At 40.2% G+C, this 14,893-nt stretch carries 10 protein-coding genes; 2 read left to right on the top strand and 8 right to left on the bottom strand.

All coding sequences use genetic code 11. From position 1 onward, the window contains the following. The first annotated feature begins 2 nt into the window (after positions 1–2). Together ACQKNS_RS00230 and ACQKNS_RS00235 are read left to right on the top strand one after the other, a co-directional pair. The gene (locus ACQKNS_RS00230) at positions 3–977 is read left to right on the top strand and encodes a bile acid:sodium symporter family protein (protein WP_427640593.1); all 975 of its coding nucleotides are present in this window, start codon (positions 3–5) and stop codon (positions 975–977) included. A 659-nt stretch (positions 978–1,636) separates the two neighbouring features. Continuing rightward, complete coding sequence (locus ACQKNS_RS00235) at positions 1,637–2,275, top strand: glycosyltransferase (RefSeq protein ID WP_427640594.1); 639 nt, start codon at positions 1,637–1,639, stop codon at positions 2,273–2,275. A 478-nt stretch (positions 2,276–2,753) separates the two neighbouring features. Here ACQKNS_RS00235 and ACQKNS_RS00240 read toward each other — a convergent pair whose 3' ends face one another. From ACQKNS_RS00240 to ACQKNS_RS00275, 8 genes are all read right to left on the bottom strand, one after another. Beyond that, positions 2,754–3,491: an exosporium leader peptide-containing protein gene (locus tag ACQKNS_RS00240; protein ID WP_427640595.1), complete on the bottom strand. Its 738-nt coding sequence runs from the start codon at positions 3,489–3,491 to the stop codon at positions 2,754–2,756. A 2,563-nt stretch (positions 3,492–6,054) separates the two neighbouring features. Then, on the bottom strand, positions 6,055–7,032 hold the full coding sequence (locus ACQKNS_RS00245) for an NAD(P)H-dependent flavin oxidoreductase (protein WP_427640597.1): 978 nt from the start codon (positions 7,030–7,032) through the stop codon (positions 6,055–6,057). 72 nt (positions 7,033–7,104) lie between these two features. Beyond that, positions 7,105–8,991 carry a sigma-54-dependent Fis family transcriptional regulator gene (locus ACQKNS_RS00250; protein WP_427640598.1) on the bottom strand — a complete coding sequence of 629 codons (1,887 nt, stop codon included), beginning with the start codon at positions 8,989–8,991 and terminating at the stop codon, positions 7,105–7,107. 213 nt (positions 8,992–9,204) lie between these two features. Beyond that, a complete protein-coding gene (locus ACQKNS_RS00255) occupies positions 9,205–9,981 on the bottom strand; it encodes an acetoin reductase (RefSeq protein ID WP_427640600.1) in 777 nt (258 codons plus the stop codon). 24 nt (positions 9,982–10,005) lie between these two features. Beyond that, positions 10,006–11,385, bottom strand: a complete 1,380-nt coding sequence (gene lpdA / locus ACQKNS_RS00260; RefSeq protein WP_427640601.1) for a dihydrolipoyl dehydrogenase — start codon at positions 11,383–11,385, stop codon at positions 10,006–10,008. A 17-nt stretch (positions 11,386–11,402) separates the two neighbouring features. Beyond that, positions 11,403–12,623 (bottom strand): dihydrolipoamide acetyltransferase family protein, encoded by a 1,221-nt coding sequence (locus tag ACQKNS_RS00265; protein ID WP_427640603.1) that lies wholly within the window; start codon positions 12,621–12,623, stop codon positions 11,403–11,405. Positions 12,624–12,731: 108 nt separating this feature from the next. Beyond that, on the bottom strand, positions 12,732–13,766 hold the full coding sequence (locus ACQKNS_RS00270) for an alpha-ketoacid dehydrogenase subunit beta (protein ID WP_427640604.1): 1,035 nt from the start codon (positions 13,764–13,766) through the stop codon (positions 12,732–12,734). Between the two features lie 19 nt (positions 13,767–13,785). Beyond that, positions 13,786–14,778, bottom strand: a complete 993-nt coding sequence (locus tag ACQKNS_RS00275) for a thiamine pyrophosphate-dependent dehydrogenase E1 component subunit alpha (RefSeq protein ID WP_427640605.1) — start codon at positions 14,776–14,778, stop codon at positions 13,786–13,788. Between the last annotated feature and the right edge of the window lie 115 nt (positions 14,779–14,893).

A 14,893-nucleotide genomic window follows, 5' to 3' on the forward strand; every position in this document is an offset into this window, starting at 1 on the left:
AAATGAAGGTATTAGAAGCGTTCAGTGCATTAGCCGGAAAATATTTTGCTGTTTGGGTTATCTTGATTTCCGTCATTGCCTTTATTTTTCCAGAGCCATTTTTGGGATTGGGAGGCTATATTACGATATTGCTCGGTGTTGTCATGTTTGGAATGGGGCTTACTTTGAAGGCAGTGGATTTTAAAATCGTCATCACTAAACCACTGCCCGTGATAATTGGAGTTTGCGCCCAGTTTATCATCATGCCATCTGTGGCATTCCTTATTGCGAAACTTTTGAATTTGCCAGCGGAACTAGCTGCAGGTCTGGTTTTGCTCGGCTGTGTACCAGGCGGAACTGCCTCTAACGTTATGGTTTATCTTGCAAAAGGTAATGTACCCTTGTCGATAGCTATGACCTCGGTATCAACTTTACTGGCTCCAATCATGACTCCGTTGCTTCTGCTTTTGCTGGCAGGACAATGGATGCCGGTCGATTTTTTTGATATGTTTAAGTCCATTATACAAGTCATCCTTCTACCGATTGTATTAGGTTTGGCCATTAAGCGGTTTTTCCCGGTAATAGTCGAAAAAAGCTTAGCCGTTTTACCACTTATTTCGGTAGCAGCCATTATTACGATTGTAAGCGCAGTAGTCTCAGGCAATGCAGCTAGCATTGCTACATCCGGGTTCCTTATTTTTACTGCAGTGATGCTTCACAACGGATTTGGGCTGCTGTTTGGTTACTTGGTAGCAAAAGTGCTTGGACTTGATGAAATGAATAGAAGAGCGATTTCGATTGAAGTGGGAATGCAGAATTCCGGGTTAGGCGTTGCGCTTGCTACTGCACATTTTGGCCCGCTGGCAGCACTTCCAAGCGTCCTGGCTGCTGCATGGCACAACATATCAGGACCAATCCTTGCGACTTACTGGTCAAAAAAACCGGCTGGCGACAGTATAGAGGAAGCTCCGGTCCATCCGGTAGAGAACAAGCTTTAATCATATTCAAATGAAAAAAATCCTATGCTCCCAGCAAGGATTTTTTTTGCTGCTACAATATTTTCTAGGAAGGGAAGTGGAAGGGCAAATAACCATGCTGCTTGAAAATATAGAATTCATTTGGGAAAAAGAGAGTCATTCTGTTCATGCTCTCCTACAGCAAGCATGAAGTAGCGATAGCCCTAACAGGCAGAATACAATTATCAAAAAAGAAAAAATTGAGAAGTTCTAGAACAAAATTATAAATTAATTAGTGATCTTTTTATAGGAGGTTCCAGGTGACAGAATCTTTCAAAGAGACATTAAGATAATGAGAAGAAGGGGGAAGGGAGTCTAATTTCCTTTTACTCTTACTAAACATCGTTTGATTTTCTAATTTTAACTTGTTCCCATATTATATCCACTATTTCTTGGCGTCTCATTTTTGAAGTTTCAAGTAATTTAAACATTAATTCATCATATTTAAGCACAAATTGCGAAGTTGTAGTGTCCGTGTATTAATACTATGTTGGATGACCTAACCTTATACAAAACAGCGTACATTGGACGATGTAACTTCATCTAAGTCCAATTTATAAGTAGAACCATTATTATGAATATTAAAATCCCATATATGAATAATAAAAAGGTGTTTCTAAACTTTGGAAGGAGATGCAGTTATGAAAAAATTATTGTTGATGGGATTTATTTTTTTATTTCCTCTAAACATGGTGGCTGGAACAACCAGTACATACGCCAAACCTCAGACACAAAGTGTTAGTCAATCCGAGGTAAAGTTCGCAAATGAATTCAGGAAACTTTGGATTGATCATGTATTGTGGACAAGTAATTATATTACAAGTGCTACAACAGCTGGAGCGGAGGATCAAAAACAGGTATTGGCCAGGCTTCTGAAAAATCAGGAGGATATTGGTAATGCTATAAAGCCGGTATATGGGGAGAAAGCTGGGAACAAACTTACAGATTTGCTTAAGGAGCATATTGTTATTGCGGGAAAGATTGTTGATGCGGCTAAAAGTGGAAATGATGTCCTGGTGAAACAGCTTAACAAAGAATGGTATAGAAATGCTGATGAAATAGCAGCATTCCTTAGCGGCGCCAACCCCTATTTAAAAAATGAAGATCTAACAAATTTGCTGTATATGCATCTGAAATTAGTGACAAAAGATTTAACTTCAAGCCTAGCAAAAAATTGGAACGAAAGAATCGCTTCAATCGACGAAGGGGTCACACATATAATCCGAATGGCCGATACTATCTCTGCGGGAGTTGTAAAGCAGTTTCCGGATAAGTTTTAAAAATAATCCTTAGAATCCTCCAACGTTCTGTTGGAGAATATTTCATTCGCTTATCAAATATACAATTTTAGTCCGAAGACAGCAGATTTGTGTCATTAATCTAACGACACAAATCTGCTGTCTTTTAATTTTTTGACATAAAACCGTTGTCTTTGTATTTTACAAATTTAATGGGAAGAGCATAGGGGGTAAAATCAAGATATGACTCCACGAGTGTTGCCCGAAGAAACGAGAGACGATATTATTTACTTTCATTGATCGCAGAGATAACAGTTCAAGGCCATATTTATACATCATATGAAGAAGTTGCTTATTGAACAAATGGGGCATGTTAGTTGAAGAAGGAATGAGACTTCGTTTAATTTACCTGAGTAACCAAAACCACCACCGTCATTAAGCATAAGAATGTTGTCAATCGGAAAAAGCCCACAACATTTAGGTTGGGGCTCTTCTTGCTCCTATTAACTGACTTTGGCAGCTAGTTGGCGATTTTTGTGACTACTAATGAGGGATACCTATATGTTACATTGGCAGATGCAGTAATAACTCTAATACTTAGCCTATCGTTTGCGGATAATCGAAGTTGGATTGTTCTTCCTATCGTGTTTCTAGTTTCAACTTGCGATGGTTGCCCTCCTGGCCCGCCTGAAATTCGATTAAAGGATTCAAAAGTACTTTCAAGAACTGGGGTTGTGTCATTGATGAATAACCTGAACTGCACTTCGGTATTAAACGTTAAGTTAGAAGCATTAATTAGTCTAGCTGTTAAATCCATGCTTATCTCATATACCCCACCAGTCAGAACCTGAATATCAGTAAAAGGACCAGTACCAGGAGGAAAAGGAGTTGTTCCTAATAACGGACCAGGAGTTGTGAAAACAACCTTCTGCCCCAGAGCAGGGGGACTTACTGGAGTCACTGTGACAAAATTCCCAGACGGATCGTACAATGATCCATAAGCCAAAGCACCCCCTGGTCCTGGAGGTCCAGCTTCTCCCTGAGGTCCTGGAGGACCTGGAAGTCCTTGAAATCCTTGAGGTCCTTGAGGTCCTCGAGGACCTTGTTCACAATCCTTACATTTTTTATGATCTTTTTTATCTTTATGATCTTTTTTATTAAGGAAATCATCTTTTTTATTAAGAGAATCATCTTTTTTACACTTATAGGTCGTGTCAACAAATCTACGACCTTGAATTGGCTTTTCTATTTTACTCACCCTTTTCCTTTCTTCATTGTTCACTTTCCGAAAAGTCGAGCAATGAAGCTTTTTTCTGTTTTTCCGCTTCTCATTCTGCTTTAATAGTTTCTATTTCCTCTTTAGCAGAGGATATTTAAACTAAATTCTAGGAAATCAAAATTTATATGACAAAATTCCCAGAAGCTGTTTTCCCCAATGTGATTCTTTGCAATACTTGTACTTCTTTTTATAATACTGATACTTTTTATCGTGATCGGACATGTAAATCACTCCTTTCTACACCTATATATGCCGATATAAAAAAATGGTTTGGATTTTTAAGTTTGTTTTTTAATTCAGGCTTTATTTTTAGATGTTAATAAAAGTATAAGACCGGTTCTTGATGTTAGAATGTGTAACAACGTTAATACACGGGCAGAAAATCTAGGTACAGGAGTTTTACGGTCAGTTGTATTTGCTATGTTAAGCATGTAATCAATAACGTTCACAGGATTGGATGTAAGTTATCAACTATAGTACACCGATGTATTTTTTTTGATTATAAAAGATCGGTTCACTATAATGTTTTTACAGCTCAAAAAGAGTTTCTTTATAGTGAAATATCGGTAAGACAATGGGATGAAGGGGGGAGGCGTTCTTTTTTTCCCTTTCCTCGTAAAATCATTTGATATTCTAAATTAACTTGCCCCCATATTAAATCAACTAATTCTTGACGGCTCATTCCTGTTTTAGCAAGTAGCTTATACATTAATTCATTTCTATTTCTTTGGGGTCGCGGATCATGCTCAAAATATGTAAATAACTTTTGAAGCTCCCTGTAAGGTCATATATTTAGGTAAATTCTTATCACTTTAGGTGCGTGAATACCTGCTGTGAAGTCAGACTTCATGGAATTTTCTCTTAGACAATATTCACCAAATGATTTTAAGCACGAAATGCGTCTTTGTAGCGTTCTTGATCTTGAACAAACTGGATTCACACTGGACGACGTGAGCTTATTCTAATTCTAATGATCGGTTATAAGCAGTTAAAAACTCACCGTAGCTTAAAATCGAATGCATAATCTAAGTACATGAGTTAATCATCCGAAGCTTGAAGGTAATTCATTATTATCAGACCTTCTGGGAATTATTCAATCAAAGCCAAGAGAATTATGTTTGAAACCATTAATGGAAACCAGCAAACTTATAGGAAGAAAGCCAGAAAGTTATAGGAAGCAGCGCTGAATATTAGAGTCGACTTGAGCCAAGTTAGGGGGCAATCATGAATCATATGAGAACTTGGGGATGAGACCACTGAATACTAATATTTTTGTATCTAGTTTACATAATATATATTATAGGAAGTTATATTTTTATTGTTAATTTTATCTCATATCTTAAGAATACTTAACTTAGTGAGACGAGATGCGAATTTTTAAAATTTATCCACTGATATTAATTATTATTGTTTTTTTCTAATTACTCATTATTAATAAAAACTTTTAGTAAATATTGTTCAATTTGCATTGGGATTTAATAATTAGTTAAGTCTCATATTTAATTAAATTTCTCATTTTCACGCGTAATTTATCTGTTAATTAATAAGATTTTTCGTTTTTGGCTATTTTGTTATGTTACGCTTAATCACTTTATCATTTTAGTTCACTTAACCTAGTCATTTGACTTTAGGGATCTCAAATCATGTTGTTATATTAATTCTATTCTATATACGGTGGACCTTCACTTTCTTCCTTATTCCGTCCATTCATTACGGAAATAATCCTTGTCTATTTGGGATTCCGTTGTCATCAGAAATCATTGCATCATAACTACTCCTATCTGAACCAATTCTAAATTTCCGATACAAAGAATTCGGATACATGAAGTAATAAACGCTGCCCCCCTTCTACCACAAACGCCGCTCTTCTTAGTGCCACACTAATCTTTTTATTCATGTTGCCCATTAAAAATTCTATTGTCATCAAAAGCATTATGCTTAACGGACTTGATTACCGATTTTGTTATTCTGAAATATAAAAAACAAGGCAATATGAGAAAAATTACGGGTTAACACTTCTGAAAAATTATATTGATATATTTAAAACCATGGTAACTCCAAGGGTTTTAAACTTAAAATTTCCGCTTTTTCTTCCTAAAAATGAAATTAGACTCCTCTCTATTTAGCAGCATAATCTCTCTTTTACCTTATAACTGCCTATAACATGAATAACCATAATTAAGGCTGCGATTTTAAGGAACAGCTTTCATAAATGCAACAACATGCAGTGAATCAATGTGAACTGCCAACGTTTATAAAAAAACTTTCAAACCGAATTTGTATAAAAATATGACTACCTTCAGCAATCAGTTCTTTCGTATCATGAATGCACTTCATTTATATGTAAATCGTAAAAGTCGATTTTTACATAAATGAATTAAAAGTTTTAGAAATCAAGGCAGATTATAAGTTAATGCGAAATGACAACATATTTTAATAAAACTGAATAATCATGTTATGTAAACTCATTTTCCTTCAACATGCCTAATAGATGAAAAAGGAACACGAAATAGCACTTGATCTCATGTTCCTGATACATTATTCACGTTGGAATGGATTCGATACGGCTCTGGATGAATTCGAACGAGGTTTTTGCTTCTTGTACGATTTGTTTTATTAGTTCATTGACGGTCAATATTTCTTTTATCAGTCCTACGGATTGACCGCATGACCAGATTCCTCCGTCTAAATTTCCTTCAAAGTATACTTTCTTGCTTCGTTGTCCCGTAATGAGTGGGATCAATTCCTCTATAGTGGCACCTTCATTTTCAAGTTTGTCCACTTCTTGACTGACCGCATTTAATGCTACACGTGACGGACTGCCTATACTCCGTTGAATGACAACCGTGTCCATTTCATTTGCGGATACCATCCACTGCTTCACGTTATCATGGATCGGTGCTTCTTGCGTTGCCATAAAGCGAGTTCCCATGACGATGCCTTCAGCACCAAGTGACAAGGCACTAATCAGCCCTCGTCCATCCGAAAATCCTCCGCCTGCAATTACTGGGATTGTAACGGACTCAACGGCTCTAGGGAGCATGACAAGCGTTCCTACATCCCCCATGCCTGGATGTCCGCCTGTTTCATTCCCTACAATGATAATGGCATCGACCCCTAATTTCTCTGCCGACATTGCGTTTTTGACGTTTGCTACCTTATGTATCACGGTAAAGCCGTGCTCTTTAAGTTTGGGCATTAAACTTTCTGGGCTTCGGCCACTCGTTTCAACAATTCTTACATCTTCGTCAATTAAAATATCGATGAACTCATCATTCGGGGTTGCCGTTTGACTTGGAAACAGGTTCAGGTTGACTGCAAACGGCTTCTTGGTCAAAGTTTTCACCTTGCGTATTTCATCACGGAGACCTTCTGGTGTCACCTGTGTTTTCGAAGTTATGATGCCTAGTCCCCCCGCTTCTGAAACGGCTGCTGCCAGAGGGGCTCGGCCAACTTGAAACATCCCTCCGCAAATAATCGGATATTCAATCCTCAATAATTCGGTAATTCTTGTTTTCATTTGCCATACCCCTTTCATTTTCCGTGGATTTCTATCAATCTACTCTTCTTACATAATGTTTTCAAGCCATGTCTATATACCAAACTTATGGAGCCGCTTGTAAAATGTACTTCTTGGTATATCCATCAACTTTGCTGCAGCCGTTACATTTCCTCTTGATTTTTGTAATGCCTCTATCATTAAATCCCTTTGAATTTTTTCACGGATCGTCAGTTCTTTTCCCTTTATGCCTTTATTACCAGGTTCCTCCCATGAAGGGAAATCATCATGCCGGGTAACGGGATGTGAATGCATGGAGTTCAACACTTTAACATAATCAAGAGGTCCTTCTGCAAGTAAGATGGTCAATCGCTGAAGTACATTCTGCAATTCTCTAATGTTGCCTGGCCAATTGTAATCCTTTAAACGATCCAATAATTCTTCCGTTAATGGAATATTCCAATTATTCTTCGAACACAAGTAGTTGACTAGATAAGGAATGTCTTCAATCCTTTCCCTTAAGGGAGGTACATGAATGGGGTAAACGTTCAAACGATAGTATAAATCCTTCCGAAAGGATCCTTCATTGACGAGCTCTTCTAGATTACGGTGTGTTGCAGTGATAATGCGAACATCCAATGAATTGCTTTTTGTGCCCCCGATTGGAACGATTTTTCTTTCCTGAAGTACACGCAGTAAGGCAACTTGCATCGCTGGAGGGATTTCACCGATTTCATCGAGAAAAATGGTCCCTCCATTTGCCTGCTCGAACTTCCCTTTGTGCCCTTGCCGTTTAGCCCCTGTAAAAGCACCATCGACATACCCGAATAATTCACTCTCCATTAAATCTTTAGGTATGGCTCCGCAATTGATCGTGACGAACGGTCCTTTTTTACGGAATCCATTTTCATGAATGGCCATGGCAATAAGCTCTTTCCCGACCCCCGTTTCACCAGATATATAAACATTGGCTTCTGTCGGTGCAACAAGCTTCACTTTTTGTAATGTGTTATGAAAGGATTCGCTAATCCCTCTTTCCCCTTTGAAGTCAAACCTTTCTGCAGGCATGGAAGCAGGGAAAAGCCTATTGGTTTCATGACCGTGATTCTCTGATAAGAATAAACACTTACCTGAAATCCTATTATCATTTTTGGATAAAAGCGGATTTTCCTTTACGATTCGATATCCATGATTTAATAGATCGGCCAATGCCATACCAATGGATTGAGGAATTTTTTTGCGAATCTGTTTACTGGCGGAGATTATCATTTCTTTATGATTACAGACGATAAAAGGTAAATCCGGATAAGTCTCTGCAAGTTCTATCGAGTGCTGGATCAGTGCCAGCTCCTTCTTATAGGAACGCACTCCCATTTCCTGTTCGATCGTATACGCCAAATTGGCTACCATACCCAGCATGGAGGGATGGAAATAATCTACTGGACATGATATATCCAAAACTCCCAATATCTTACCGTCTTCATTTAAAATGGGCATGGCAGAGCAACTCCATTTGTGTGAGGCAATTGAATAGTGCTCGGTACCTTGGATCATTACGGCTTCACCTGTTTTCAACGCTGTTCCAATTGCGTTCGTTCCGACCTCACCCTCCGTCCAGCATACGCCCTCCACAAAATTTATTTTGCCTGCCTCCTCGAGGATTTTCTCGTTTCCGGAAAGTGAAAGGACATATCCATCCGGATCGACCAATAAAGCCATCATTCCTGATTCTTTTATCGATTGATTCATCCTAGTTAATTGGGGTGTTGCCACTTCTAACAGGAAGGAGTTTTTTTCTCTTTGTATGTCCAATAATTCATTCGTCAAAATGTGTTGGCCTTTATTAAGGTATGGGTTGACTTGTTCTTTTTTGCAACGATGCCAGGATTCCATTATTCGCTTGTTCAGACGATTCGAATCGAGAACCCCTTCACTGACAAAGCGTTCCCATGTGCGTAGATAACAACTAGTGGATAGCATAAAATCCTCCTCTAATCATTTGGTTTAAACCTTCATTTGACCAGTCAATCTAGAGGAAAAATACCCTGGAGTATAAAATAGGATGTTAATCGAGGTCCATTTAATTATAGTAGATTATGTATCCGCTTACAATATATAGATTTAGTTTACACAAAAAGCATCATGTGATCATTCACACGATGCTTCTCCATCTAACAATATAATGCGTTAGTTTTATGAAAATATAACCCCGCCATCAATCATGATGGATTGTCCTGTCATATAATCCGAATCCGGCGAAGCGAGGTAGGAAACGAATTTCGCAACATCTTCCGGCGTTTCGGAGCGTCCTAAGGTTATGGAATCTGTAAACTTTTTAAATGTTTCACCTTTCGCAAGATTCATATATTGACCCATTTTTTCATCGATTAAATCCCACATTTGAGTGCCGACAATTCCTGGACAGTATGCATTCACCGTAATGCCAAACTGGGCTAATTCCTGTGCAGCTGCTTGTGTAATGCCTCTTACGGCAAATTTAGTTGCCGAGTATGTACCTAGTAAACTAAAGCCTTTGTAACTGGCGATGCTGGCAGCACTTATAATTTTCCCGCCTTCTTGCTTTTTCATTTGTTCAGCAGCGGCTTGCAGGCAAAAGAGGACTCCATTTACATTTATATTGAAAATCTGTTCCAGATCCTCTTGAGTTACCTCCAATAGCGGCTTTATTTGGGCAATTCCCGCATTTGAAACCATCACGTCCAATTGTCCAAAACGTTCAACCGTTTGATTCACCATATCGAATACTTCCTGTCTATTGCTTACATCCGCTTTAACGGCAAAGCTTTCACGCCCAATTTCCCTGATCTCATTCACGACCGATTCAGCCGTATCCAAATTGACATCGTTAATGACCACATTCAATCCATCTTGAGCTAACCTTAATGCAATGGCACGTCCGATACCTCGTCCCGCACCAGTGACTATCGCCGTCCGTTGACTGCTAACCATACAAAAACCCCCTTTTTGTTTTTTTTATGAATGCACAGCTTGACCTACAACGTTCAAAAGTGCTTCATGTATGGATTCCGACAAGGTTGGATGTGCCGCTACAAAATCTCCCATCATATCTGCGGTTATCTCTGCATGCAGCATGACTGTACCTTGACCAATCAATTCTGTCGCATGTTGACCAACAATGGTAAAACCTAGAATTTCATTATATTGTGGGTTCACTAGGACTTTGACCTTTCCTGCCGGTTTATCGGAAAGGATCGCTTTCCCATTTGCAGAAAATGCGAATTCACCAACATTAATTTCCCTATATTTTTTACGCGCTTCTTTTTCAGTCAAGCCTACACTTGCAATCTCCGGGGAGGTATAAATGCAGCGAGGGATTGCACGGTAATTCACTTGTGCAAATTGACCACAGGCATTTAGAGCCGCAACTCGCCCTTCATGAAAAGCAACATGGGCAAGTTGAATACCTCCGATCACATCACCACAGGCATAAATCGAGGGATTGCTTGTTTGCATTCGATCATCCACCGAGATGCCAAGTCGGGAAAAATCAATATCATTTCCCTCTAAGCCCATTTCATTCACTCTTGGTTTTCTACCTATTGATATGAGTACGTAATCTGCATGAAATTCTTCCAATTCGCCATCGCTTTTCTCTAAAAATACTGTCTTACTGGCTGCATTGATGTTTTTGACAGATGTGGATGTATGGACCGTTACACCTTGGTTTTTCAATTCTCCATGCAGGATGCTCGAAATATCATCATCTTCCCCCGGAAGCAGCTTTGGCCCCATTTCAATAACGGTTACCTTGGTACCCATCCTGCTATAAATACTGGCAAACTCACATCCGATGACGCCGCCTCCGACAATTAGCAGCGAATCGGGGATGGCAGGAAGTGACATGGCATGGCCGCTGTGGATGATCCATTCACCATCAAACGGCGCAAAAGGTAAGGGAATCGGTTCGGACCCCGTTGAAATGATGATCTTACTTGCTTCAATCTCTTCATTTTTATTTCCGTTCTCGATCCGCAGCCGATGGCTTGTCAGGATAGACGCCCTTCCCTGAATGACTTTTATTTTATTCTTATTCATTAAATATCGAATACCGTTCACTAGTTTAGATATGACATCTTTCTTCCGTTCCTGTACGGTTTCCCAATCGACTTTAATCGGATTGGGCAGGCGAATTCCCATATACCCGGCATTTTTCACCAAGTCATACGTATCGGCAGTTTTCAATAAGGATTTCGTCGGCATGCAGCCTTCGTTTAAACAGGTGCCCCCCAACGGCCCATCGACTATCAATATGACTTCCTTATCCTGCTGGGCAGCAGTGATTGCCGCTACATACCCAGCAGGACCGCCGCCTATAATAGCTATACGATTCAAGAGCTTTCCCTCCTTTTCTATAAAATCACGGTGAACGGCTCTTCTAAATATCGTTTTAGTATTTGTAAAAAGGCGGCAGCGGGTGCCCCGTCGAGTACACGGTGATCAAAAGTTAAACTGAGTGGCAAGATCGTTCTTCTCTCCAATTTCTCGCCAATATAGAGCGGGGCATAGTATGCAGAGCCAATTCCCAGTATCCCCGTTTCAGGTGTATTGAGAATCGGTGTAAAATGCTCAACGCCATATGCCCCAAGGTTACTGATGGTAAAAGTGGACCCTTGCATGTCTTCAATAGGCAATTGACCGTCACGTGCACACCGGGCCAATTCTTTACACTTATTCGATAACTGCCTTAGGGTACAATTTTCGGCATTTCTTATGACAGGAACAACGAGACCATTCTCCAAAGCCACCGCAATTCCAAGGTGGATATGCTCATTCAAAATGATATTATCTTCAATATAAGCACTATTCATTTTAGGATGATCTTTAAGTGAAAGCACGATAGCCTTGGCAACAAAGTCCGTTATGGTCAATTTAGTTGATTGATTTTTTTGTAGGGCTTCAGAGGCTTGTTTTTGCAAAATGACTAAATCGGTGACGTCAACTTTCATCGTTAGAGTTAATTGGGCACTGCTTTGCAAGCTCTCTTTCATACGTTTGGCAATGATTTTCCTCATTCCGGTAACAGGGATCTGCTGCCGGCTCTCCAAAGTAGGTTGGGGAGAAACTATTCTTTCTTCTGTATTTACCGACATGGAATCCCTCTTATCGATTACTTTCTGTACATCTTCTTTAGTGATTCTTCCTCCTGGCCCGGTGCCTTGAATCTTCTCAATGTCAAGATTCGCTGCCTGGGCCATTTTTCGTGCAACAGGGGTGATCATCAAACGATCTCCCATTGGCAAAATCGGTGACTCTATTGTTTTCGGCTTTTCTTGTTCAGCAATTATCGACTGGGTTTGTTCAGCAACATGATCATTTATCACTATTTCTTCATTCGGATTTCCGATGTGACAGATTACGGTTCCTGGAGGTACTCCTTGTCCTTCTTGAACAGCTATATTCAGAATCGTACCTTCCGCCGGAGATTCAATATCCATTTCGATTTTTTCTGAATTGATGCTGGCTATTGCTTCACCCTTTTCTACCGGATCCCCAACAGCCTTACTCCACAACGAAACAGTTCCTTCTTTCATTGCCATGCCTAATTTCGGCATTACTACTTCGACCGCCATATCTTTTTTCTCCCTTCAGATTGGTTTCTGTGTCCATCATTGGTTTTGTTGCTCCAACTTTTGCCGTTCTATCCCGAAAAAGCTGGAGCATGCATCATATTGATTTATTTACACCCCAAGGATGGTATTTTCTCCTAATAATTCTGAAACCACTTGTATCACTTTTTCTGATGTCGGAAGGTAAATATCTTCTAGCGGTGGAGAAAAAGGTACAGGTGTATGTGGTGCCGTAATCCTCTTGATTGGCGCATCGAGCGTGTCAAATCCCTTATCCGCCACCAGAGCGGCAATATCCGTTGCGATGCTGCATCTTGGATTCGCTTCATCGATGACGATCAAACGATTTGTTTTTGCCACAGAGTTGAGAATCGATTCTTCATCCAGTGGTGACAAGCTCCGCGGGTCGACAATCTCAACTTCAATGCCTTTAGCAGCAAGTTTTTCAGCGGCCTCCATGGCGGTGTGAACTTGTTTACCGATGGCAACGACCGTCAAATCCGAGCCTTTCCTTTTAATTTCAGCTTTGCCGATTGGGATTGTATAGTAGCCTTCCGGAACCTCCCCGACCATATTGTATAGCGTTTTATCTTCAAAAAAGATGACGGGATCATTATCTTCTATGGCTGAAAGTAAGAGCCCTTTTGCGTCATAGGGGGACGAGGGAATAACGACCTTCAATCCAGGTATGCTAGTGAACAAGGCATAAAGGCTTTGTGAATGCTGTGCTGCAGCCCTGAATCCTGCACCGTGCATCGTACGGATTGTGACGGGAACCTGAGCTTTTCCTCCAAACATATAGCGGAACTTCGCGCCTTGATTCAATACTTCATCCAAACAGCTGCCAATGAAATCGTTGAACATTAGCTCGGCAATCGGTCGTAAGCCTGTCGAAGCGGCTGCCATGGCAGCTCCCATATAACCGGCTTCCGCAATGGGCGTATCAAGGATTCTATCGCGGCCAAACTCTTGAACCAATCCTTTTGTGACACCTAAAACACCACCCCATGCTTCGTCATCCTGCAAATGATCAACCTCTGCGCCTCCGGCTACATCTTCTCCCATAAGGATGACATTTTCATCTTTTCTCATTGCCATGGCCATCGCTTCATTTATTGCCTGTGACATACTGATTTTTCTACTCATCTCAATTCCTCCTTTTCATTTAATAGGATACATAAACATCTTTTAATAAATCGGAAGCCTCTGGATATGGGCTATCTTCACTGAACTTGACTGCTTGTTTAATAGATTCCTCAACGGTAATCTCAAGAGAAATCAGTTCTTTTTCCGCCAGCAGATTCTGTTTGAGTAAGTAATTCCTAAACAGGGCAATCGCATCTTTCTCTTGTTTATGCTCCTTTTTGTCTTGTTCTTTTTTATATTTCTGTGCATCTCCCTCGAAGTGTCCATAATTACGATAAGTAACGCATTCGATCAATGATGGACCTTCTCCCCTGCGAGCCCTCTGAACGGCTTCTTCAGCAGCCTTATACACAGCCAAAACATCTTTCCCATCCACTCGGACACCCGGGATATTGTAGCTAATCGCCCGATCGGCTATCGTTTTACAGCTAGAGGCATAATTGAATGGCGTGGCCTCACCATACCCATTATTTTCTGCGATGAAAATTACGGGTAGCTTCCATATTGCCGCCAGATTTATCCCTTCATGGAATGTCCCGTGATTATTGGCACCATCACCAAAAAAACAAACACTAACATGATCGGTCTTTTTATATTTCGCAGTTAATGCTGCACCGCATGCAAGTGGAAAGCCTCCACCAACTATCCCGTTTGCACCTAACATCCCCTTATCCAAATCGGCAATATGCATGGAACCGCCTTTTCCCTTGCAAAGCCCTGTCACTTTCCCATAGATTTCAGCCATCATCCCGTTAAGGTCACATTCTTTTGCAATACAGTGGCCATGCCCCCTGTGAGTGCTTGTAATGCTGTCCTTTTCGGAAAGGTGCGCACATACTCCTACAGCTACCGCTTCTTCCCCAGCATATAAATGGACAAAGCCTGGTAAAATCCCTTTTGCAAAAGATTCATGAACTTGGTCTTCGAATTTCCTGATCTCCAGCATTTTTTTGTACATCCAATAAGCCTTTTCCTGTGATAGCTTGATTTCATTCGATTGAACCGTTTCCATTTTTCAGCCCCCAATCAATAATAATGAGTCCATCTTTATATTGATATTGCAAATGCCGTGCCAAGTTGGGAGGACGATAAAATGAAGGTTTTATCTAATTTCAGTCGAAACAAAA

The sequence above is a fragment of the Peribacillus sp. NPDC094092 genome, assembly GCF_050279365.1.
Taxonomy (GTDB): domain Bacteria; phylum Bacillota; class Bacilli; order Bacillales; family DSM-1321; genus Peribacillus.